21 protein-coding genes and 1 pseudogene are annotated in these 21,026 nt (G+C 71.5%); 16 read left to right on the top strand and 6 right to left on the bottom strand.

The genetic code is table 11. The features are described from left to right. Window positions 1-8 precede the first annotated feature (8 nt). Entirely contained in the window at window positions 9-749 is a 741-nt protein-coding gene (locus ABZX30_RS09075) for a response regulator transcription factor (RefSeq protein ID WP_355930731.1), read from the top strand. Further along, window positions 746-2,221, top strand: coding sequence for a HAMP domain-containing sensor histidine kinase (locus ABZX30_RS09080; protein ID WP_355930733.1), 1,476 nt, complete (start codon window positions 746-748; stop codon window positions 2,219-2,221). Before ABZX30_RS09075 ends, ABZX30_RS09080 begins: the two co-directional genes overlap by 4 nt. Here ABZX30_RS09080 and ABZX30_RS09085 read toward each other — a convergent pair. From ABZX30_RS09085 to ABZX30_RS09095, 3 genes and pseudogenes are all read right to left on the bottom strand, one after another. Then, window positions 2,208-2,680, bottom strand: a pseudogene (locus ABZX30_RS09085) (hypothetical protein). The gene ABZX30_RS09080 and the pseudogene ABZX30_RS09085 sit on opposite strands and share 14 nt — an antisense overlap. 3 nt (window positions 2,681-2,683) lie before the next feature. Continuing rightward, on the bottom strand, window positions 2,684-3,271 hold the full coding sequence (locus ABZX30_RS09090; protein WP_355930736.1) for a pyridoxamine 5'-phosphate oxidase family protein: 588 nt from the start codon (window positions 3,269-3,271) through the stop codon (window positions 2,684-2,686). A 107-nt stretch (window positions 3,272-3,378) separates the two neighbouring features. Further along, the gene (locus tag ABZX30_RS09095; protein WP_355930738.1) at window positions 3,379-4,257 is read right to left on the bottom strand and encodes a hypothetical protein; all 879 of its coding nucleotides are present in this window, start codon (window positions 4,255-4,257) and stop codon (window positions 3,379-3,381) included. A 178-nt stretch (window positions 4,258-4,435) separates the two neighbouring features. On the opposite strand from ABZX30_RS09095, the gene ABZX30_RS09100 reads away from it, so the two are divergent. The 5 genes from ABZX30_RS09100 to ABZX30_RS09120 all read left to right on the top strand — a co-directional run bounded on the left by ABZX30_RS09100 (window position 4,436) and on the right by ABZX30_RS09120 (window position 10,472). Continuing rightward, the gene (locus ABZX30_RS09100) at window positions 4,436-5,629 is read left to right on the top strand and encodes an argininosuccinate synthase (protein ID WP_355930740.1); all 1,194 of its coding nucleotides are present in this window, start codon (window positions 4,436-4,438) and stop codon (window positions 5,627-5,629) included. Between the two features lie 99 nt (window positions 5,630-5,728). Continuing rightward, entirely contained in the window at window positions 5,729-7,156 is a 1,428-nt protein-coding gene (argH, locus tag ABZX30_RS09105) for an argininosuccinate lyase (RefSeq protein ID WP_355930743.1), read from the top strand. Between the two features lie 159 nt (window positions 7,157-7,315). Continuing rightward, complete coding sequence (locus ABZX30_RS09110; RefSeq protein ID WP_355930745.1) at window positions 7,316-8,287, top strand: aldo/keto reductase; 972 nt, start codon at window positions 7,316-7,318, stop codon at window positions 8,285-8,287. 110 nt (window positions 8,288-8,397) lie between these two features. Beyond that, on the top strand, window positions 8,398-8,949 hold the full coding sequence (locus tag ABZX30_RS09115; protein WP_355930748.1) for a helix-turn-helix domain-containing protein: 552 nt from the start codon (window positions 8,398-8,400) through the stop codon (window positions 8,947-8,949). After that, the gene (locus tag ABZX30_RS09120; RefSeq protein ID WP_355930750.1) at window positions 8,946-10,472 is read left to right on the top strand and encodes an MFS transporter; all 1,527 of its coding nucleotides are present in this window, start codon (window positions 8,946-8,948) and stop codon (window positions 10,470-10,472) included. The genes ABZX30_RS09115 and ABZX30_RS09120 overlap by 4 nt, the downstream gene beginning before the upstream one ends. A gap of 201 nt (window positions 10,473-10,673) precedes the next feature. Here ABZX30_RS09120 and ABZX30_RS09125 read toward each other — a convergent pair whose 3' ends face one another. After that, a complete protein-coding gene (locus tag ABZX30_RS09125) occupies window positions 10,674-11,345 on the bottom strand; it encodes a lysophospholipid acyltransferase family protein (protein ID WP_355930794.1) in 672 nt (223 codons plus the stop codon). A 368-nt stretch (window positions 11,346-11,713) separates the two neighbouring features. Here ABZX30_RS09125 and ABZX30_RS09130 point away from each other — a divergent pair, with 368 nt between their 5' ends. From ABZX30_RS09130 to ABZX30_RS09140, 3 genes are all read left to right on the top strand, one after another. Further along, the gene (locus ABZX30_RS09130) at window positions 11,714-12,928 is read left to right on the top strand and encodes a glycerophosphodiester phosphodiesterase (RefSeq protein ID WP_355930752.1); all 1,215 of its coding nucleotides are present in this window, start codon (window positions 11,714-11,716) and stop codon (window positions 12,926-12,928) included. A gap of 75 nt (window positions 12,929-13,003) precedes the next feature. Further along, the gene (locus ABZX30_RS09135) at window positions 13,004-13,510 is read left to right on the top strand and encodes a sigma-70 family RNA polymerase sigma factor (protein WP_355930754.1); all 507 of its coding nucleotides are present in this window, start codon (window positions 13,004-13,006) and stop codon (window positions 13,508-13,510) included. A gap of 44 nt (window positions 13,511-13,554) precedes the next feature. Beyond that, window positions 13,555-14,052, top strand: a complete 498-nt coding sequence (locus ABZX30_RS09140) for a GNAT family N-acetyltransferase (protein ID WP_355930796.1) — start codon at window positions 13,555-13,557, stop codon at window positions 14,050-14,052. On the opposite strand, the gene ABZX30_RS09145 is transcribed toward ABZX30_RS09140, so the two are convergent. Next, entirely contained in the window at window positions 14,042-14,464 is a 423-nt protein-coding gene (locus ABZX30_RS09145) for a hypothetical protein (RefSeq protein WP_355930755.1), read from the bottom strand. The two genes, ABZX30_RS09140 and ABZX30_RS09145, sit on opposite strands and share 11 nt — an antisense overlap. A gap of 2 nt (window positions 14,465-14,466) precedes the next feature. Further along, window positions 14,467-14,826 carry a hypothetical protein gene (locus tag ABZX30_RS09150; RefSeq protein WP_355930758.1) on the bottom strand — a complete coding sequence of 120 codons (360 nt, stop codon included), beginning with the start codon at window positions 14,824-14,826 and terminating at the stop codon, window positions 14,467-14,469. A gap of 86 nt (window positions 14,827-14,912) precedes the next feature. On the opposite strand from ABZX30_RS09150, the gene ABZX30_RS09155 reads away from it, so the two are divergent. From ABZX30_RS09155 to cbiE, 6 genes are all read left to right on the top strand, one after another. Beyond that, window positions 14,913-15,563, top strand: coding sequence for an HAD family hydrolase (locus ABZX30_RS09155; protein WP_355930761.1), 651 nt, complete (start codon window positions 14,913-14,915; stop codon window positions 15,561-15,563). A 411-nt stretch (window positions 15,564-15,974) separates the two neighbouring features. Then, complete coding sequence (locus ABZX30_RS09160) at window positions 15,975-17,018, top strand: ATP-binding cassette domain-containing protein (protein WP_355930763.1); 1,044 nt, start codon at window positions 15,975-15,977, stop codon at window positions 17,016-17,018. Window positions 17,019-17,038: 20 nt separating this feature from the next. Then, a complete protein-coding gene (locus ABZX30_RS09165) occupies window positions 17,039-17,761 on the top strand; it encodes a methionine ABC transporter permease (protein ID WP_355930799.1) in 723 nt (240 codons plus the stop codon). A 65-nt stretch (window positions 17,762-17,826) separates the two neighbouring features. Continuing rightward, the gene (locus ABZX30_RS09170) at window positions 17,827-18,660 is read left to right on the top strand and encodes a MetQ/NlpA family ABC transporter substrate-binding protein (RefSeq protein ID WP_355930765.1); all 834 of its coding nucleotides are present in this window, start codon (window positions 17,827-17,829) and stop codon (window positions 18,658-18,660) included. Window positions 18,661-18,800: 140 nt separating this feature from the next. Continuing rightward, entirely contained in the window at window positions 18,801-19,439 is a 639-nt protein-coding gene (locus tag ABZX30_RS09175) for a GNAT family N-acetyltransferase (RefSeq protein ID WP_355930768.1), read from the top strand. A gap of 184 nt (window positions 19,440-19,623) precedes the next feature. Then, entirely contained in the window at window positions 19,624-20,844 is a 1,221-nt protein-coding gene (cbiE, locus tag ABZX30_RS09180; RefSeq protein WP_355930769.1) for a precorrin-6y C5,15-methyltransferase (decarboxylating) subunit CbiE, read from the top strand. Window positions 20,845-21,026 lie beyond the last annotated feature (182 nt).

Below are 21,026 nucleotides of genomic sequence, written 5' to 3' on the forward strand. Positions count from 1 at the left end.
GAAGGGCGATGAACATGACCCGCTCCGGCCGCCCGGCCCTCACCCGCCCCGACGGCACCGCGCTGCGCGTCCTCGTCGTCGACGACGACCCCGACCTCGCCGAGGTGCTCACCGGCGCCCTGCGCTACGAGGGCTGGGAGGTGCGCGCGGCCGGGGACGGCGCGTCGGCCGTCTCCGCCGCCCGCGAGCTGCTGCCCGACGCCGTCGTCCTCGACGTGATGCTCCCGGACACCGACGGCTTCGCCGTGCTGCGCACCCTGCACCAGGTGAAGCCCGACGTCTGTGTGCTCTTCCTCACCGCCCGGGACGCCGTGGAGGACCGCATCGCGGGCATCACGGCGGGCGGTGACGACTACGTCACCAAGCCGTTCAGCCTGGAGGAGGTCGTCGCCCGGGTGCGCGGACTGCTGCGCCGCGCCGGCATGGCCCGGCAGCTGGACGAGGGACCGCGGCTGATCGTGGGCGACCTGGTCATGGACGAGGAGTCCCGCGAGGTGACCCGGGGCGGAGAGCTGATCGAGCTGTCCCCGACCGAGTTCGAGCTGCTGCGGTTCCTGATGCGCAACCCGCGCCGGGTGCTCAGCAAGGCGCAGATCCTCGACCGGGTGTGGTCCTACGACTTCGGCGGCCGCGCCCACGTCGTCGAGCTGTACATCTCCTACCTGCGCAAGAAGGTGGACGCGGGCCGCGAGCCCATGATCCACACGGTGCGCGGGGCGGGCTACGTGCTCAAGCCGGTGGTCAAGTGAGGTTCCTCCGCCTGCCGCGTCCCCGCACCCTGCGGGCCCGGCTCACCGTCGGACTGGTGGTGCTGCTGGCCGTCAGCTGCGCCGCGGTCGGGCTGGCCGCGGTGTTCGAGCTCAACGGCTTCCTCACCCAGCGCCTCGACCAGCAGCTCGAACAGGTCGGCACCCGGTTCCCGGCGAGCCTCGAGCACGGCGGCCGGCTGCTGGACGACCACGACGGCGACGAGCACGGCGACGACCGCAGGCAGGCGACGGGCACGTTCGGCGCACGGCTGGTGAACGGCCAGGTCACCAACGCGGCGGTCGTCCGCCCCGGCGGCATCCAGTACGTCACCGACAAGCTGACCGAGAGGGACGGCGCGGAGCTCGCGTCGGTCGGCACCGACGGCAAGGGGCGCAGTCTCCACCTCACCGTGCTGCACGGCTACCGGGTCGTCGCGATCCAGGGCATCGACGGTGACGTCCTGATCACCGGGCTGCCCCTGGAGCCCGTGGAGGCCGCCGTCCACCGCCTGGAACTGGTCGCCGGGATCGTCTTCGGACTCGCCCTCGCGGCCACCGGCGTGGCCGGCGCGCTCTGGGTGCGCTGGTCGCTCAGACCGCTGAGCCGGGTCGCGGCGACCGCCGCCCGCGTCAGCGAGCTGCCGCTCGCCAGCGGCGAGGTCGCCCTGCCGCCGCGCGCCCCCGAGGCCGACCCGCACAGCGAGGTGGGCCAGGTGGCGGCGGCCTTCAACCGTATGCTGCGCCACGTCGAGGACGCCCTGACCAAACGGCACGCCAGCGAGGAGCGGCTGCGCAGCTTCGCGGCCGACGCCAGCCACGAGCTGCGCACCCCGGTCGCCTCGGTGCGCGGCCACGCGGAACTCGCCCTGCTGCACCCCGGGCCGGTGCCGGCGGAGGTCACCAGGGCCCTGGTGCGCATCGCCGCCGAGTCCTCCCGCATGGGTGAGATGGTCGACGACCTGCTCCTGCTCGCCCGGCTGGACGCCGGCCGCCCGCTGGAGCGCCTTCCCGTCGACCTCACCCACCTCGTACTCGACGCCGTCACCGACGCCCGCGCGGCCGGCCAGGACCACCGCTGGTCCATGGACCTCCCCGAGGACCCGGTGACCGTGACCGGCGACGCCCACCGCCTCCACCAGGTGCTGGCCAACCTGCTGGCCAACGCCCGGCTGCACACCCCCGTCGGCACCAAGGTGTCGGTGTCCCTGGAGGCCGACACAGCGGCTGCCCGCCTGCGGGTCCACGACGACGGTCCCGGCGTCCCCGAGGAGGTCCAGCCCGGCGTCTTCGAACGTTTCACCCGGGCCGAACACCGCCGCCGCACGGACGCCTCCGGCGGTGGGGCGGGGCTGGGCCTGTCGATCGTGGCGGCGGTGGTGGAGGCGCACGGCGGCACGGTGGGGCTGGAGAGCCGGCCGGGGAGCACCACGTTCACGGTGCGGCTGCCGCTGGGCGACGTCAGTACCGGGTGAGGGCCAGCTCCCCGCTCCGCGTGCCCGTGGCGATGTGCGGTCCGCGCGAGGGGTCCACCCACCGCAGGATCCGCCGCATGGCGTCCTCAAGTCGGCGTGGACCGGGCGGTAGGGAATCCTCGTCCCCTCCGGCGCCGCCTCGGTACCGAAGGCGAACGGCAGGTCGTAGAGGCCGGTGGGTGTGGTGTCCGTGCCCTGGGTCCGGGTGGCTCCCTCGACGAGTCCGCGCGCGCCGAAGCGCGCCGGTGCGGAACCCGCGCGCTTCCACCGCCCGTCCCGCAGGTCCCACCAGAGGAGCCTGCCCGTCGTGGAGCCGGCGCCCGGCGCCTCGGCCGTGATCAGCTGGGTGCCGCCGCCGGTGTCCGCCATCCGGGCGGGCAGCGGGCCGGGTCCGCCGCACGGTGCGGCACCGAGCAGGAGGAGGGACGCGGACGCGAGGGCGACGACACCGGGGCGCATGACTCAGACGCTGGACGGCGGCAGCGGCAACGGCAGCCCGGGTAGTCCGTCCAGGCTGGTGGCTATGTGGTCCTTCTTCCGGAAGTACGCGTCCAGCGACGCGTCGTCCTCGCGTGCGAAGCGCTTGCCGTGCAGGTCGCGGTCCGCGTCGTAGGTCATGAAGGGCACCGCGTACCCGCAGGTGTCCCGGATGAGCTCGGCGTGCACGACGATGATCGCGCGCAGGCCGTGCGGGTCCGGGTCGATGTCCGGGAAGCGGGCGAGCAGTTCCCCGAAGCGGGGGTCGTCGCGGAAGACCGGCTCGCCCCGGCCGTGCACCCGCACGATGTTCGGCCGGCCCTGGAAGGCGCACCACATCAGCGTGATCCGCCCGTTCTCCCGCAGGTGGGCGATGGTCTCCGCGTTGGACCCGGCGAAGTCGAGGTATGCCACGGTGTGCTCGTCGAGCAGCGCGAAGGAGCCCTTGAGGCCCTTGGGGGAGAGGTTGACCGTGCCGTCGCCGGCGAGGGGCGCGGTCGCGGTGAAGAAGAGGGGCTGTTCCTCGATGAACGTGCGGAGCCTGCCGTCTATGCGCTCATAGGTCTTTCCCATGGGTGGTCATTGTCCGCGCGTTCCTCTCGCCCGGCCGAGAATTTCGCACTGCGGCCGAGGCCGCCCCGGCCGGCGCTCGTTCGGGGCGGCCTCGGTTGCCTGTCACGTCACTTGTTGAGCGTGCAGGCGGCCAGGGAGTCGAGCCCGGTCGGCTTGGTCGACGTCCGGCCGATGGCGATCGCGATGCGGTCGACCGTGGACTTCCGCTTGTCGGCCAGCGGGCCGAGGATCGCGTTCTGCACGAAGTTCGGGCCGCCCTGGCCGACCGTGTCCACCAGCCGCTTGTTGGCCTCGTCGATCTGCGTCTGGAGCAGGGTGAGGTTGCGGTCGACCTCGGCCTGCGCGGAGGCGGGGATCGCGGGCAGCTTCGACTTCACGTCGGGGCAGGTGATGGTGCCCGCCGCCCCGGCGGCGGTGCTGCCGGTGTTGCCGCCCGCGTTCTGGGAGGCGTTGGCCCCGTTGTTCGCGTTGGCGTTGCCGTTTGCGTTGCCATTGGCATTTCCGTTGGCGTTGGCGTTGGCGTTGGTGCCGCCGGCGTTCAGGGTGCACGCCGCGAGGGAGTCGAGGCCGGTCGGCTTGGCGGCGGTGCGGCCGATCGCCGTGGCGATGCGGTTGACGGTGGCGACGCGCTTGTCCTTCAGCGGGCCGAGGATGGCGTTGTTCACGAAGTTGGGACCGCCCTGGCCGACCGTGTCCACCAGCCGCTTGTTGGCCTCGTCGATCTGCGTCTGGAGCAGGGTGAGGTTGCGGTCCACCTCGGCCTTCGCGGAGGCCGGGACCGCGGGCAGCTTGGAGGCGACGTCCGGGCAGGTGATGGTGCCGGGGCTGGCCAGGGTGCGGGCGTTGGTGGCGCCGTTGCTGTTGCTCTTGTCCGGTGTCCCGGCGAGCGCGGAGGTGGCGATCACCGCGCCGGACAGGACCACGGCGGCAGCGCCGCCGATGATCGCCACACGACGCTTGTTGTACTTCGGAAGAGCCCTGGACATGCGGATGCCTCGCTTGGGTCAGGAGTGGGGTTTACCAACGCGGCGCCTGCGTTCGGTCATCAGTACGCGAAAGCGGTTTCGTTTGTTCAACGCGCCCGGAGAACTCTTTGAGATTGACGAATCATGCAGAGTGCTGCATACTCATGCATGTCAGCGAATGCACTGTGAGGAGAAACCCGTGACCGAGCGCGTCGTACTCGCCTACTCAGGCGGTCTGGACACCTCCGTCGCCATCGGCTGGATCGCCGAGGAGACGGGCGCCGAGGTCATCGCCGTTGCGGTCGACGTCGGCCAGGGCGGCGAGGACCTGGACGTCATCCGCAAGCGCGCGCTCGCGTGCGGCGCCGTCGAGGCCGAGGTCGCGGACGCCAAGGACGAGTTCGCCGACGAGTACTGCCTCCCGGCGATCAAGGCCAACGCCCTCTACATGGACCGCTACCCGCTGGTCTCCGCCCTGTCCCGGCCGACGATCGTCAAGCATCTCGTCGCCGCCGCCAAGAAGCACGGCGCCACCACGGTCGCCCACGGCTGCACCGGCAAGGGCAACGACCAGGTCCGCTTCGAGGCCGGCATCGTCGCCCTCGCCCCGGACCTCAAGTGCATCGCCCCGGTCCGCGACTACGCGATGACCCGGGACAAGGCGATCGCCTTCTGCGAGGCGAAGCAGCTCCCGATCGCCACCACCAAGAAGTCCCCGTACTCCATCGACCAGAACGTCTTCGGACGCGCGGTCGAGACGGGCTTCCTGGAGGACATCTGGAACGCCCCGATCGAGGACATCTACGAGTACACCTCCAACCCGGCCGTCCCGCGCGAGGCCGACGAGGTGGTCATCACCTTCAAGGAGGGCGTCCCGGTCGCCATCGACGGCAAGCCCGTCACGGTCCTCCAGGCCATCCAGCAGCTCAACGAGCGCGCCGGCGCCCAGGGCATCGGCCGGATCGACATGGTCGAGGACCGCCTCGTCGGCATCAAGTCCCGCGAGGTGTACGAGGCCCCCGGCGCGATCGCCCTGATCACCGCCCACCAGGAGTTGGAGAACGTCACCGTCGAGCGCGAGCTCGCCCGCTACAAGCGGCAGGTCGAGCAGCGCTGGGGCGAACTGGTCTACGACGGCCAGTGGTTCTCCCCGCTCAAGCGCGCCCTCGACGGCTTCATCAACGAGGCCAACCAGCACGTCAGCGGTGACATCCGCATGACCCTGCACGGCGGCCGCGCGGTCGTCACCGGCCGGCGCTCCGAGTCGTCCCTGTACGACTTCAACCTCGCCACCTACGACACCGGCGACACCTTCGACCAGGCCGCGGCCAAGGGCTTCATCGACATCTACAGCCTGTCGTCGAAGATCGCGGCCAAGCGGGACCTGGCGTAGGACCGCCGGGTCACCTCGCGCGCATCAGCCTGACAGCCGCCTCCTCACCTGGAAGGGTGGGGAGGCGGTGGTACATCGAGAGCTTCGAGGAGCAACGCAGTGAGCAGCAACAGCGGTGACGTACGGCTCTGGGGCGGCCGTTTCGCCGACGGTCCCGCCGAGGCCCTGGCGAAGCTGTCCGCGTCCGTCCACTTCGACTGGCGGCTCGCGCCCTACGACATCGCCGGTTCCCGCGCCCACGCGCGCGTGCTGCACAAGGCGGGGCTGCTCACCGAGGACGAGCTCCAGCGCATGATCGCCGGGCTCGACCGGCTCGAGGCGGACGTGGCGTCGGGCGACTTCACCGGCACCATCGCCGACGAGGACGTCCACACCGCCCTGGAGCGCGGCCTGCTGGAGCGCCTCGGCCCCGACCTCGGCGGCAAGCTGCGCGCGGGCCGCTCCCGGAACGACCAGGTGGCGACCCTGTTCCGGATGTACCTGCGCGACCACGCTCGCGTCATCGGCGGCCTGGTCGCCGACCTCCAGGACGCCCTGATCGGTCTCGCCGAGGCCCACCCGGACGTGGCGATGCCGGGCCGGACCCACCTGCAGCACGCCCAGCCGGTGCTCTTCGCCCACCACGTCCTGGCCCATGTGCAGTCCCTCGCCCGGGACGCCGAGCGGCTGCGCCAGTGGGACGAGCGGACGGCGGTGTCGCCGTACGGCTCCGGCGCCCTGGCGGGCAGCAGCCTCGGCCTGGACCCGGAGGCGGTCGCCGAGGACCTCGGCTTCGAGCACGGCAGCGTCGGCAACTCCATCGACGGCACGGCCTCCCGGGACTTCGTCGCCGAGTTCGCCTTCATCACGGCCATGATCGGCGTCAACCTGTCCCGGATCTCCGAGGAGATCATCATCTGGAACACGAAGGAGTTCTCCTTCGTGACCCTGCACGACGCGTTCTCCACGGGCTCGTCGATCATGCCGCAGAAGAAGAACCCGGACATCGCGGAGCTCGCGCGCGGCAAGAGCGGCCGGCTGATCGGCAACCTCACCGGGCTGCTGGCCACGCTGAAGGCCCTGCCCCTCGCCTACAACCGCGACCTCCAGGAGGACAAGGAGCCGGTCTTCGACTCCTGCGACCAACTGGAGGTACTGCTCCCGGCGTTCACCGGCATGATCGCCACCCTTACCGTCCACCGCGAGCGCATGGAGGAGCTGGCCCCGGCCGGCTTCTCGCTCGCCACCGACATCGCGGAGTGGCTGGTCAAGCAGGGTGTGCCGTTCCGCGTCGCGCACGAGGTGGCCGGCGAGTGCGTGAAGGCGGCCGAGGGCGAGGGCAAGGAGCTGGACGAGCTGACGGACGAGCAGTTCGCCAAGATCAGCGCTCACCTCACCCCCGAGGTCCGCTCGGTCCTCAACGTGCCCGGCGCCCTGGCCTCCCGCAACGGCCGTGGCGGTACGGCCCCCAGCGCGGTCGCCGTCCAGCTGGCCGAGGTCAAGGCGGACGTGGCGGCGCAGCACGCGTGGGCGGACGCCAAGAAGTAGCGGACCCGAAGCAGCGGACGCGGCGGACGCGGCGGACGGGCAGCAGCGTACGGGGAAGCAAGCGCGCACGCCACGGAGCAGCAGGTCGTCACGCATGCCCGGGGCGTCGCGGGTTACGTTGGTCCGGAGCCGGATGGAGCCGACCGAACGGAGCCCGCGATGCCCTTCGCCCGACTGGCCGCAGCAACGACTCCCACCTGCCACATCGGGCTGGGCCTCGCCGCCGTCGGCCGGCCCGGCTACCTCAACCTCGGCCGTGAGCAGGACCTCCCCGCGGACCGGACCGTCGAAGCCCTGCGCGAGCGCACCCACCAGCTCCTGGACGCCGCCTACGCGCAGGGCGTCCGGTACTTCGACGTGGCCCGCTCCTACGGCCGTTCCGAGGAGTTCCTGGCCGGCTGGCTCAGTGCCCGGCCGGACGCCGACGACGTCGTCGTCGGCAGCAAGTGGGGCTACACCTACACCGCGGGCTGGTCCACCGACGCCGAACGGCACGAGGTCAAGGACCACAGCCTCGCCACCTACGAGCGGCAGCGCGCCGAGACCGCCGGACTGCTCGGCGACCGGCTGGACCTCTACCAGATCCACTCGGTGACCCCGGACAGCCCCGCCCTCACCGACAAGGAACTGCACGCCCGGCTCGCCGAGGCCGCCGCGCAGGGCCTCACCGTCGGCTTCTCCACCAGCGGCCCGGCGCAGGCCGACGCCATCCGCGCCGCCCTCGCCGTGACCGTCGACGGCGAGCCCCTCTTCCGTACCGTCCAGTCGACGTACAACGCGTTGGAGACCTCCGCCGGCCCCGCGCTCGCCGAGGCGCACGAGGCCGGGCTCACCGTGATCGTCAAGGAGGGCATGGCCAACGGCCGGCTCGCCGGGCCGCACGCGCCCGAGGAACTGAGGGCCGTGGCCGCGCAGACCGGCCTGGGCTGCGACGCGGTCGCCCTGGCGCTGGTCCTGTGCCGGCCGTGGGCCGGGGTGGTCCTCTCCGGCGCGGCCACCCTGAACCAGCTCGCCTCCAACCTGCACGCCGCCGCCGTGGACCTCGACGAGGACCAGCTCAGCCGCCTGGCCACACTCGTCGAGGAACCGGAGGCGTACTGGGAGCGGCGCGGACAGCTGCCCTGGCACTGATCGGATCTCCCCGCCGGCGGCACGGCGGCGATGAACGGTTCCACAGGCCCCGATGAGTCACGCATGCCGTGTGTGAGACATCAATGTCTCATATGCGCTATCCTCGTCTCATGGCTGTCGACCGTGCTCATGTACTGCGCAGCGCTGCCACGCTGCTGACCCGCAAGTCCACCGCGACCATGGACGAGGTCGCCAGGGCCGCCGGGATCAGCCGCGCCACCCTGCACCGCCACTTCGCCGGGCGCGACGCGCTCGTGCGGGCGCTGGAGGCGCTCGGCATCGAGGAGTGCGACGCCGCGCTGGACAGTGCGCGGCTCGAGGAGGGACCGGCCCAGGACGCCCTGCGCCGGTTCGTGAAGGAGATCGAACCGGCCGCCGGACTGCTCGCCTTCCTCTACACCGAGAACCAGCTGTTCGAGGGCGAGGAGCAGCACGAGGGCTGGTCCCGGATCGACGACCGCGTCTCCGCCCTGTTCCGGCGCGGCCGGCTCAGCGGCGAGTTCCGCGTCGACCTCACCCCGGCCTGGCTGACCGAGGCGCTCTTCGGCCTGCTGGCCTCCGGTGTCTGGGTGGTGCAGAGCGGCAAGGGCGCCCCCAAGGACTTCCACCACATGATCGTCGAGCTGTTGCTCGGCGGTGCGCTCCGGAGAGAGGAATCATGACCAGCACCCTGCGGCCGGCGTCAGTGACGCGGGAGACGGAGGAGCGCCCGGGCCGCTGGCTCGCGCTCTCGGTCCTCGTGCTCGCCGTGCTGCTCGTGGCCGTGGACGCGACCGTCCTCGGCCTCGCCACCCCGTACATCAGCGAGGACCTCGAGCCGACCGGCACGCAGCTGCTGTGGATCGGGGACGTCTACTCGTTCGTCATCGCCGGCCTGCTGGTCACCATGGGCAGCCTCGGCGACCGCATCGGCCGCAAGCGGATCCTGCTCGGCGGCGCCACCGTGTTCGGCGCGATCTCCGTCCTCAACGCCTACGCCACGACGCCGGAGCTGATGATCCTGGCACGGGCGCTGCTCGGCGTCGCGGGCGCCACCCTGATGCCCGCCACGCTGGCCCTGATCCGCAACCTCTTCCACGACCCGCGCGAGCGCAGCCTCGCCGTCGGCATCTGGGGCGCCACCGCCTCCGCCGGCACGGCGGTCGGCCCCATCGTGGGCGGTCTCCTGCTCGAACACTTCTGGTGGGGCTCGGTCTTCCTGATCAACCTGCCCGTGATGGCCGTCCTGGTCGTGGTCGGTATCCGCACGCTCCCCGAGTCCCGCAACCCTGACCCCGGCCCCTGGGACCCGATCAGCGTCGTCCTGTCCCTGGTCGGCATGATCGCCCTGGTGTACGCGGTGAAGGAGGCCGCCGCCCACGGCCTCACCGGTGTGACGGACGGCGTCGGCCTGCTGGGCGCGGCGGCCCTGTACGCGTTCGTGCGCCGCCAGCTCACGCTCCCCGCCCCGCTGCTGGACGTGCGCCTCTTCCGCGACCGGGGCTTCAGCGGCGCGGTCCTGGCCGACCTGCTCACCGTCCTCGGGCTGTCCGGACTGGTGTTCTTCCTCTCCCAGTACCTGCAACTCGTTCAGGACAGGAGCCCGTTCGAGGCCGGGCTCGCGGAACTGCCCGCCGCCGTCGGCGCGGTGGCGGCCGGTCTGGTCGCGGGACGCACGGCCCGGCGCTTCTCGGTCCGGGCCGTGGTCTGCGGCGGGCTCGCGGCCGTGGGCCTCGCCCTGGCCGCGCTGACGACGCTGAGCCGGTCGACCGGCTACCCGGCCCTCGGCGCCGCGCTCCTGGTCGTCGGCGTCGGAGCGGGCTTCTCCTTCACCGTCACCGCCGACGTCATCCTCGCCGGCGTCCCCAAGGACCAGGCGGGGGCCGCCTCCGCGGTCTCCGAAACGGCCTACGAACTCGGCGCCGCCCTCGGCATCGCCCTGCTCGGCTCGATCATGACGGCCGCGTACCGCGACTTCACCGGCCCGGCAGGCACGCCCGAGGGAGCGCACGAGTCACTGGGCGCGGCGGTGGAGGCGTCGACGGGCATGCCCCCGCACGCGGCGGGAGCCCTCCTCGACGCGGCCCGCGGCTCCTTCGTCCACGGCCTGCACCTGGCCTCGGGCGCGGGCGCGGTGGTCCTGCTGGCGGCAGCGGTGGGGGCGTGGTTCCTGCTGAAGGGCCGGCGCCTGGAAGACGCCGGGTGACGGGAGCGCCCGAGAGGGGCGCGGGGCCGGCGGCCGCGCCCCTCCACCCGCACGGAGACGCACCGCCGAACCGCCGAAGCCGCTCTGGAAGCGTCCTGAAGATCTTGAAATCGCGCCAGGCTTGCACCGGTTCACGGCGATTGACATTTACCGGCAATCCAGGGTGAGCCGGGCGGCCGGAGCAAGATCTTCATCGGGCTTCTAGGCCGCCTTGGCCTTCGTCGCATACATGTCCACGTACTCCTGCCCCGACAGCCGCATGACCTCGGCCATGACGGAGTCGGTCACGGCCCGCAGCACATACCGGTCCCGGTCCATGCCCTCGTACCGCGAGAACTCCATCGCCTCGCCGAAACGGACCGTCACGCGACCGGGCCGCGGGACACCCCGCCCCCCGGGCTGCAGCTTGTCCGTGCCGATCATCGCGAACGGCACCACCGGCGCCCCTGTCATGAGGGTGAGCCGGGCGATGCCCGTCCGCCCCCGGTAGAGACGTCCGTCGGGCGAACGGGTGCCCTCCGGGTAGATCCCGAAGACCCTGCCCTCCTCCAGGATCCGCCGCCCGGTCATCAGCGCGGCCACGCCTCCGCTGGCGCCGTCCCGGTCCACCGGGATCATGCCGACGCCGGTGAAGAACCAGGCCATCAGCCGGCCCTTGAAGCCCCTGCCGGTGACGTACTCGTCCTTGCCGATGAAGAACACCTGCCGCTTGGTCACCAGCGGCAGCACGATCGAGTCGATGAACGTGAGGTGGTTGCCCGCCAGGATGACCGGGCCGTCGCCCGGGATGTGCTCCACGCCCTCCACCTGTGGGCGGAACATCAGGCGCATGATCGGTCCGAGCACTGCCTTGATGAGCGCGAAGCGGGACAACGGGTCCTCCGATGTCAAAGGGGCCGGATATGTGTATGTGCAGGTGAGGACGATACTCGCGGCTCGCCGCGCGGCGCACGTCGGGGGCGTCCGGTTCACCGATGTCTTACGCATTGTTGACGCGGGTTTACCTGCGGCATCGCGCCGACGGCTGCCCGTGACGCCTCCGTGACGATGTGACGGACCTCGCTCCAGAGCCCTGTTGGGCAGGTACCCGGGGTCCGCCGGCCGAAGCCGACGGATCGTCACACCTCGCCCCGCATACGGCCATCTGGCGTCACCCACCTGTTCGGGCCAGCGTCTCCCACGGGTCATGTCCACGCCCCTACCATCGGCCCGCACCGACGGCGCACGGCAGGAGGGCCCTCATGGAAACCCGGGACTCGAACGGACAGCTCTCGAACGGTCAGATCCCGAGCGAGCGGGACGCGGCCGCGCGGCCGCACGGCACCGGACGGCGGGCGCTGCTCGGCGCCGCGGTGCTCGGCGCGGGCGGAGCGGTCCTCGGGCTGCCCGGCGCGGCCGGAGCCACGGAGGCGCAGGCGGCCGGGGGCAGGGGCCTCAAGAGCCTGCCCGTGCCGACGATCATCGGACACCGCGGCGCCAGCGGCTACCGGCCCGAGCACACCTTCGGCTCGTACCAGCTGGCCCTGGACCTCGGCGCGGACGTCGTCGAGGCGGGCGACCTGGTGCCCACCAAGGACGGTCACCTCGTGTGCCGCCACGAGCCTGAGATCGGCGGCACCACGGACGTCGCCTCCCACCCGGAGTTCGCCGGCCGCAGGACCACCAAGGTCATCGACGGGGTCTCCACCACCGGCTGGTTCACCGAGGACTTCACACTCGCCGAACTCAAGACGCTGCGCGCCGTCGAGCGCATCCCGGCCAACCGGCCGCACAACACCCTCTACGACGGACGCTGGGAGATCCCCACCTTCGAAGAGGTCCTGAAATGGCAGGACGAGCAGACCCGCAGGCGCGGCAAGCAGGTGTGGATCTACCCCGAGACCAAGCACCCCAGCTACTTCCGCGGGCTCGGCCTCGGTCTCGAGGAGCGGGTGGCCAAGCTGCTGCGCAAGCACGGCAAGGACAAGCGGACCTCGCCGGTCATCCTGCAGTCCTTCGAGCCGAGCAGCATCCAGCGTCTGAACACCCTGGTGGACAACCCCCTCGTCGTCCTCCTCTCCACGGCGGGCAGCCGTCCCTGGGACTTCGTCGAGGCCGGCGACCCGCGCACGGTGGCCGACCTCGTCACGCCGAAGGGCCTCAGGGAGATCGCCGGTTACGCGCAGGGCATCGGCCCGACCCTGGACCTGGTCATCCCCAAGGACGCCGGCGGCAGGCTCACCACGCCGACCACCCTGGTCAAGGACGCCCACGCGGTGGGTCTGATCCTGCACCCGTACACCATGCGCAACGAGAACCCCTTCCTGCCGGCCGAGTTCCGCAAGGGCAGCGGCGCGGACGCCTACGGTGACGCCTTCGGCGCGTTCAGGACGTACTTCGCGACCGGCATCGACGGGGTGTTCACCGACAACGCCGACACCGGTGTGCTCGCCCGCGCGGACTTCGTCAACGGATGACCCGCCCCCACCTCGTTCGAGGTAACTCGCGGCCGTCCCGGCAACCTGCCCCGGGACGGCCGCGTCGCACTGCACATGACGCACGACCTGGTTGCCTCCCTGCGCCCGCTCCTGACCGCCGAGGCCTTCGCCGAGGCGTCCGCCGCCGGGGCCGAACCGGGTGACCTGGAGCAGGCTGTCTGGCTCCGTCTCCTGGAGCGGCTGGAGTCCGACGGGCCACCGCTCGATCCGCCGGGCTGGCTGCGCAGGGCCGTCCGTGCCGAGGCACGCCGCAGCCGCCGTACGACCCGTCACGAGCGGCCGTACGAGGGCGATCCGGCCGACGGCCACGACCGTGACCCGGAGCGGCTGGCCCTCGCCGCCGCCCGGCGCCGTGCCCTGCGCGACGCGGTGCGCCGGCTGCCGGGCCGCTGCCCGCGGCTGATGGAGGCCCTGCTGTCGTCGCGGGATCTCACCTACCGGGAGATCGCGGGGGAGTTGGGTATCTCACAGGGCAGTCTTGGTCCGGAACGTTCCCGATGTCTGGGATGTCTTCGACGATTGCTGGCGGCGGAGGTTGCGGCCCGTGAAGTGCGGGGATAGGAGTGGGGGACGACGGTGATCAGGTGAGCGGGAGGCGTGCGCACATGGGCATGAGCGTGACCATCTCGGTGGCGACCGAGCAGGACGCGGAGCAGATCTTCAGACTCCAGTACCTGTGTTTCCAGAGTGAGGCCGCGCTGTACGGCAACTACCGCATCGAAGCGCTCGTCCAGAGCCTCGAGTCGGTCCGCCAGGAGGTCGCCTCCGACTGCGTCTTCGTCGCCCGGCTCGGCGAGGAGGTGGTCGGCTCGGTGCGCGGCCGGATCAGCGAGGACGGCGCGGCCCACATCGGCAAGCTCTGTGTCCACCCGCGCCTGCAGGGCCACGGTATCGGCGCCCGTCTGCTGCGCGCCGCGGAGGGGGCCCTGGAGCAGGAGCGCGGCGCCACAAGGTTCCGCCTGCACACCGGACACCGCAGCGAGGGCAACCTCCGCCTGTACCGCCGGGTCGGCTACCAGGCGGTGGGCACGTCCAAGGGGGCCGACGGCGTCGAGATGATCGTCCTGGAGAAGCCGGCCGGAACGTACGCGGCTACCGCGTGACCGCGCGCGCCCGCCGCAGCCAGTACAGGGCGGAGAGCGGCAGCAGCACCGGGATGAAGACGTAGCCCATCCCGTAGTCGGACCAGACGGTCGCGTCCGGGAAGGCCGACGGCTCGACCAGGGTCCAGGTTCCGACGACCAGGACCCCTGCCAGCTCGGCGGCACAGCACACCAGTGCCGCCCTGCGGGCGGTCTCCCCGCCGCGCACCAGCGTGTACGTGATGAAGCCGTAGACCAGGCCCGCCACCGCCGACAGCGTGTAGGCGAGCGGGGCCCGGCCGAAGTCGGTCGCGATCTGGTAGGCGGAGCGGGACACGGCGCCGACGACCATCACGCCGTAGAACCAGACGAGCAGCATCCCCGGCCCGCTGATGAGCCGCGTCCGCGCCGGCTTCTCCTCCACACAGGCCATGGTCACCTTCCCCAGATGTCATAGAGCCGTACCTCGAGCACCGCCAGCACCACACCGCCGGCGGCGGCCGTCACCGAGCCCCAGCGGGTCCGCTCGGCCAGTGACATGAACCCCGCGGCCGGCACGCACGCGAACGCGCCCAGCAGATACGCCACGAAGATCGCCGTGCCCTGTTCCGGCTTCCCGCCCCGCGCCAGCTGCACGATCCCGATCACCAGCTGCGCCACGGCCAGCAGGGACACCACGGCCATCCCGATGAAGTGCCAGTCCTTGGTCGGCTGATCCCGGTAGGCGGCCCACCCGCACCAGGCGGCGAGCAACAGCGCGGCGACCCCGGTCACCAGCGTCAGGGCATTGAGCATGCGGCGACCCTATTACGGACCAAACGGCCCGGTGCGGGCGGGCCCGCCCGTCGGCGGGGGTGCGCGGGGCCCGTAGGGTCCGGCCCATGACGATCCACGCGCAAGCCCTCCTGTTCGACAACGACGGCACCCTCGTCTCCTCCCTCGACTCCGTGGAGCGCTGCTGGACGCGGTGGGCCCGGGAGTACGGGATCACGGCCGAGGAGTTCGGGCGGGTCGAGCTGCACGGACGGCCCGCGGCGGAGATCGTCGCCGACCTGCTGCCCGCCGGCCTGGTACCGGAGGCCGTCGCGCGGGTCGAGCAGCTGGAGGTCGAGGACGTGCCGGGCGGCGGTGTCCGCCTGCTGCCCGGCACCGAGGACTTCCTCGACTCGCTGCCCGCCGACGCGTGGGCCGTCGTCACCTCCGCCACCCGGCGCCTCGCCGAGGCCCGGCTGGACGCGGTCGGCATCCGGCCCAAGACGCTGATCGCCGCCGACGACATCACGCGCGGCAAGCCCGACCCCGAGCCCTACCTGCTCGCCGCCCGCCGCCTCGGCGTGGACCCGGCCGGCTGTGTCGTCTTCGAGGACGCCCCGGCCGGGCTCCAGGCGGGGCGTGCCGCCGGGATGACCACCGTGGCCTTGACCACAACGCACCGGGCCCACGAACTGGTCGCCGACGTGGTGGTCGAGAACCTGTCGGCTTTGTCCGCGCAGGTCACCGACGGGGGAGTCCGGATTTCCATGCGCGGCTGAACCCGCACCGGCCCCTCTCCACGCCCGTCCATCACTGTCCACGAGTGTCCAGCATGCGGACAGGCGTCGCCGGTCAGGACCGTACGTCTGGTTTACTGATCGCATGACCACGACGAGCTGCCGCACCCTTGCGACCGAGGCGACCATGACGCCCGGTGCTCGTTGTACGGGTCGCATGTGCCGAATGCGCGCCTTCTAGAGGGCCCCCGCACCACCCCCGAGCTCGCGCCCCGAAGCGAGCTGCCGTGGCACGTCCGTACGCCGTGAGCCGTATGTGGCCCGAGCCGCGCCTCGCGCACCTGTTCTCCCCCGGTTCCATCGCCACCGCGAGAACCGTGCCGCGTCCCTGAACGAACGCACCCGTGCCCGGGCACATCCACGCCCGCGCACTCGACAGTGACGGAAACCCACGTGATCACCACATCGGGCCTCACCAAGGTCTACCGGTCCCGCGGCCGGGAGGTCACCGCCCTCGACGGCGTCGACCTGCACGTCCGCGAAGGCGAGGTGTACGGCGTCATCGGACAGTCCGGCGCCGGCAAGTCCTCGCTGATCCGCTGCGTCAACCTGCTGGAGCGTCCCACCGCCGGCACGGTCACCGTCGCCGGGCAGGACCTCACCGCCCTCGCCGGGCGCGGACCGCGCGCCGGCCGGGAGCTGCGCCGGGCCCGCAGCCGGATCGGCATGGTCTTCCAGCACTTCAACCTGCTGTCCTCGAGGACCGTCCAGGACAACGTCGAGCTGCCGCTCGAGATCCTCGGCCTGTCGGGGAAGGAACGTTCCCGCAAGGCACTGGACCTACTCGACCTGGTGGGGCTCGCCGACAAGGCCACGGCCTACCCCGCCCAGCTCTCCGGCGGCCAGAAGCAGCGCGTCGGCATCGCCCGCGCCCTGGCCGGCGACCCCAAGGTGCTGCTGTCCGACGAGGCCACCAGCGCCCTCGACCCGGAGACCACCCGCTCGATCCTGGGGCTGCTGCGCGACCTCAACCGGCAGCTCGGGCTGACCGTCCTGCTCATCACTCACGAGATGGACGTGGTGAAGGCGGTCTGCGACTCCGCCGCGCTCATGGACAAGGGCCGCATCGTCGAGTCCGGCACGGTCAGCGAGCTGCTGGCCACCCCGGGTTCCGAACTGGCCGCGGCACTGTTCCCGGTGAGCGGCGAGGCCGCCGGCGCCGACCGCACCGTCGTGGACGTCACCTTCCAGGGCGAGGCCGCCACCCAGGCGGTCGTCTCCCGGCTCGCGCGCACCTACAACATCGACATATCGATCCTCGGCGCCGCCATCGACACCGTCGGCGGCCTCCAGGTCGGCCGCATGCGCATCGAACTGCCCGGCCGTTACGAGGACAACGTCGTGCCGATCGGCTTTCTGCGCGAGCAGGGACTCAGGATCGACGTCGTCGGCGGCGAGGGACACGAGCCCGCACGTGTGAAGGAAGGCGCCAAGTGACGTCGGCTGACTGGTCCGAGATGCAGCCCCTGCTCGCCCAGGCGTGTGGGGACACCCTGTACATGGTCGGCTGGTCGACGTTGATCGCCGTCGTCGGCGGGCTTCCGCTCGGCATCCTGCTCGTCCTCACCGACCGGGGCGGACTGCTGCAGAACCTCGTCGCGAACAAGGTGATCGGGCAGATCGTGAACATCGCCCGGTCCATGCCGTTCATCATCCTGATGGTGGCGCTGATGAACGTCACGCGCTCGATCACCGGGACGACCATCGGCCGTGAGGCCGCCATCGTGCCGCTCGCCATCGGCGCGATCCCCTTCTTCGCGCGCCTGGTCGAGACGGCCGTCAGGGAAGTGGACGGCGGACTCGTCGAGGCCGTGCAGTCGATGGGCGGCAACACCTGGGCGGTCGTCCGCAAGGTGCTCGTGCCGGAGGCCCTGCCCTCCCTGATCTCCAGCACCACCACCACGATCGTCGCGCTCATCGGCTACTCCGCGATGGCCGGCACGGTCGGCGCCGGGGGCCTCGGCGACATCGCCATCCGCTACGGCTACCAGCGCTTCGAGACCCGGATGATGTGGATCACCGTGGCGATCCTCGCCGTCGTCATCTCCCTCATCCAGTTCGCCGGCGACTACGCGGCCCGGTCCCTGCACCGCCGCGGCGGCGGCTCCGGTCCCGCGCCGAAGCTCCGCCTGCTGAAGGCCGAGGAACCCGCGGCGCCCGACGTGAGCAAGGCCGCCTGAACCCCCCCTGAAGACTCCCCGCACACCCACAGCGGGGCCGCATCACTCCAGGAAAGGCACTTTTCGTGCGTAACACCGCCAAGATCACCACTGCCGTCCTCGCCGCCGGAGCCCTCACCTTCGGGCTCACCGCCTGCGGCTCGGGCAAGGACTCCGCCTCCGCCGCCGACCGCAGCGGCCCGCTGGTCGTCGCGGCCAGCCCCACCCCGCACGCCGAGATCCTGAACTTCGTCAAGGACAACCTGGCGAAGAAGGCGGGTCTCGACCTGCAGGTCAAGGAGTTCCAGGACTACGTCGTGCCGAACACGGCGACCGAGGACGGCTCGGTCGACGCCAACTACTTCCAGAACCAGCCCTACCTGGACGACTTCAACAAGAAGCGCGGCACTCACATCGTGCCCGTCGTCACGGTGCACCTGGAGCCCCTCGGCCTGTACTCCCACAAGGTCAAGAAGGCCGACGCCCTCAAGAGCGGCGCGACCGTCGCCGTCCCGAACGACGCCGTGAACGAGGCGCGTGCCCTCAAGCTGCTCGCCGCGAACGGCCTCATCACCCTCAAGGACGGGACCGGCAGCGAGGCGACCCCGCAGGACATCGCCAAGAACCCCAAGAACCTCACGTTCAAGGAGGTCGAGGCGGCCCAGACCCCGCGCTCCCTGGACGACGTGGACGCCGCGGTGGTCAACGGCAACTACGCCATCTCCGCGGGTCTGAAGCCCGCCCAGGACGCCCTCGTCCTGGAGTCCGCGAAGAACAACCCGTACGGCAACTTCCTCGCGGTGAAGAAGGGCAACGAGAAGGACCCGCGCGTGAAGAAGCTCGCGAAGCTCCTGACCTCGCCCGAGGTGAAGAAGTTCATCGAGGACAAGTACCAGGGTTCGGTCATCGCGTCGTTCTGATCCCATATCGCCACGCACGGGGTCCGCATCCTCACGGGGAGTGGACCCCGTTGTGCGGTTCGGTGCTTTCATGCTGCATGCTGGGCAGTTCAGCGAGCCCTGACGGCTGTGAAGGTTTCCCGAAGTGTACGGAGCGGCGCATGACTAGCACCTTCCCCCGCATCTCCATCAGCACGGAGCGGTTGGTGCTGCGGCCCCTCGACGAGGACGACGTGGCCGCCCTGGCCGAGATGATGAACGACGAGCAGGTCGGGGCCTGGACCGATGTGCCCCAGCCCTACACCGAGGACCAGGCGCGCCGCTGGATCACCGAGTACGCCCCCACCGAGCGCGCGGCGGGCCGCGGCCTCGACCTCGCGGTCACCGAGTTCCTCACCCAGCGCCTGGTGGGCGTCGTCCAGTTGGCCAAGACCAACTGGCACGTGCGGTCGACCGAACTGTCGTACGTCATCGCCCCCTGGGCCCGCGGCGAGGGCTACGCCTCCGAGGCCGCCCTCGCCACCGCCCAATGGCTGCTCGGCGACCAGAAGTTCGAGCGCGTCGAACTGCGCACGGCCGCCGGCAACACGGCCTCCCAGCAGGTCGCGCAGAAGATCGGCTGCATCAGCGAGGGCGTGCTGCGCAACGCCTGCATAGCCCACGTCCGCGGCGAGGACGGCATCTGGACCGACGTCCGCACCGACTTCATCGTGTGGAGCCTGCTCCCGGAGGACCTGGAGGGCGCGGGCGAACGGCTCGCCGATACCCGCGGTTTCACGTCGTTCTCCGACTGGAACTGACTGAAACCGAGTTGAACTGGCTGGATCCGGCTGGATCCGGCTGGATCTGACGGGGTACGGACCGGACAGGTCCCAGGGCGACACCGCCCGTCGCGCGCCCGACGGCTCCACCAGGTAGTCTCACGGGACCCGACTGTGGGCACCCGTACGCTGACGACCTGCGAAGACCTGGAGACTGACGACGATGGCCGACCGGGTCACGGTGATCGGCTGGGACGGCTCGCCGCTGACGGACGCGGCACGTTCCGCGCTCGGCGCCGCCACCCTCGTGGCGGGCGCGGCCCACCACCTGGAGCTCCCCGAGGTCCCCCACACTGCCGAGCGTGTCCGCCTCGGCAGCGTCGCCCTCGCCGCCCGCCGCATCGCCGCCCACCGCGGCACCGCGGTCGTGTTCGCCGACGGCGACCCCGGCTTCTTCGGCGTCGTACGGACCTTGCGCGCACCGGAGTTCGGCCTCGAGGTCGAGGTCGTACCCGCCGTCTCCTCCGTGGCCGCCGCCTTCGCCCGGGCGGGCATGCCCTGGGACGACGCCCAGGTGGTCGTCGCGCACCGGCGCACCCTGCGACGCGCGGTGAACGTGTGCCGCGCCCACACCAAGGTCGCCGTCCTCACCTCGCCCGGCGCCGGCCCCGCCGAACTCGGTCTGCTCCTGGAAGGCGTCCACCGCACCTTCGTCATCTGCGAGGAACTGGGCACCGAACGCGAGCAGGTCTCGGTCGTCACCTCCGACAAGGCCGCCGACCACACCTGGCGCGACCCCAACGTCGTCATCGTCATCGGCGGCCCGGCCGGTCCCGTCGCCCCGGGGGACGGCTGGATCGCCGGACCTGAACCGGGCACCGGCCCGCGCGGCTGGGTGCTGCCCGACGAGACGTACGGCGGCGGGCTCGGCGAAGGGGAGACGGGCCTGCTCCGCGCCGCCCAACTCGCGCGCCTCGGACCGCGCGTCGGCGACCTGGTGTGGGACATCGGCTGTGGCGGCGGCGCGTTCGCCACGGAGGCCGGGCGCCCCGGCGCCGCCGTCATCGCCGTCGACCGGGATCCGGAGGCCTGCGCGCGCACCGAGACGGCCGCACGGCGCTTCGGAGTGCAGGTCCAGATCGTGTGCGGCACCGCCCCGCACGTCCTGGAGAACCTGCCCGAACCGGACGTCGTCCGCGTCGGCGGCGGGGGAGCGGCCGTGGTCTCCGCGGTCGCCGACCGCCGGCCGCAGCGCATCGTCACGCACGCCGCGACCCGTGACGCGGCCGAACTCGTCGGCCGGGACCTGACCGAGCACGGTTACCGGGTCGAGTGCGCCCTCATGCAGTCCGTCGAACTCGACACGCGGGCCTGGACGGAGACCGAGCGGAGTGTCGCGTTCCTGCTCACAGGGGAGTTGCCGCGGCGTCAAGCGCCTCGTTGAGCGGCGGTGGGCGAGCCTGTCCGAGCGCGCCCCGTGATCCGCTTGTCGTACCACGCGCGGTAGGCTGGCCGATCGTTGTACCGCATCGGGTGGTCCGGGGATTCGTTCGTCAATGTCCGGAAAACCCGCCCGGTTTGGGGTGGGTGTGGTACGGCGGAACCTGAGGACGCGCAACGTGGCGC

Origin of the sequence: Streptomyces sp. NPDC004542 (assembly GCF_040610035.1) — a bacterium.
In the GTDB taxonomy this organism is placed as follows: domain Bacteria; phylum Actinomycetota; class Actinomycetes; order Streptomycetales; family Streptomycetaceae; genus Streptomyces.

Excerpts from the sequence above, each read along its gene's own strand:
- ABZX30_RS09075 (WP_355930731.1), top strand. The coding sequence starts at position 9 with ATGAACATGACCCGCTCCGGCCGCCCGGCCCTCACCCGCCCCGACGGC.
- ABZX30_RS09090 (WP_355930736.1), bottom strand. The coding sequence starts at position 3,271 with ATGGGAAAGACCTATGAGCGCATAGACGGCAGGCTCCGCACGTTCATC.
- ABZX30_RS09095 (WP_355930738.1), bottom strand. The coding sequence starts at position 4,257 with ATGTCCAGGGCTCTTCCGAAGTACAACAAGCGTCGTGTGGCGATCATC.
- ABZX30_RS09110 (WP_355930745.1), top strand. The coding sequence starts at position 7,316 with ATGCCCTTCGCCCGACTGGCCGCAGCAACGACTCCCACCTGCCACATC.
- ABZX30_RS09115 (WP_355930748.1), top strand. The coding sequence starts at position 8,398 with ATGGCTGTCGACCGTGCTCATGTACTGCGCAGCGCTGCCACGCTGCTG.
- ABZX30_RS09120 (WP_355930750.1), top strand. The coding sequence starts at position 8,946 with ATGACCAGCACCCTGCGGCCGGCGTCAGTGACGCGGGAGACGGAGGAG.
- ABZX30_RS09130 (WP_355930752.1), top strand. The coding sequence starts at position 11,714 with ATGGAAACCCGGGACTCGAACGGACAGCTCTCGAACGGTCAGATCCCG.
- ABZX30_RS09135 (WP_355930754.1), top strand. The coding sequence starts at position 13,004 with ATGACGCACGACCTGGTTGCCTCCCTGCGCCCGCTCCTGACCGCCGAG.
- ABZX30_RS09140 (WP_355930796.1), top strand. The coding sequence starts at position 13,555 with ATGGGCATGAGCGTGACCATCTCGGTGGCGACCGAGCAGGACGCGGAG.
- ABZX30_RS09145 (WP_355930755.1), bottom strand. The coding sequence starts at position 14,464 with ATGGCCTGTGTGGAGGAGAAGCCGGCGCGGACGCGGCTCATCAGCGGG.
- ABZX30_RS09150 (WP_355930758.1), bottom strand. The coding sequence starts at position 14,826 with ATGCTCAATGCCCTGACGCTGGTGACCGGGGTCGCCGCGCTGTTGCTC.
- ABZX30_RS09155 (WP_355930761.1), top strand. The coding sequence starts at position 14,913 with ATGACGATCCACGCGCAAGCCCTCCTGTTCGACAACGACGGCACCCTC.
- ABZX30_RS09165 (WP_355930799.1), top strand. The coding sequence starts at position 17,039 with ATGCAGCCCCTGCTCGCCCAGGCGTGTGGGGACACCCTGTACATGGTC.
- ABZX30_RS09175 (WP_355930768.1), top strand. The coding sequence starts at position 18,801 with ATGACTAGCACCTTCCCCCGCATCTCCATCAGCACGGAGCGGTTGGTG.
- cbiE (WP_355930769.1), top strand. The coding sequence starts at position 19,624 with ATGGCCGACCGGGTCACGGTGATCGGCTGGGACGGCTCGCCGCTGACG.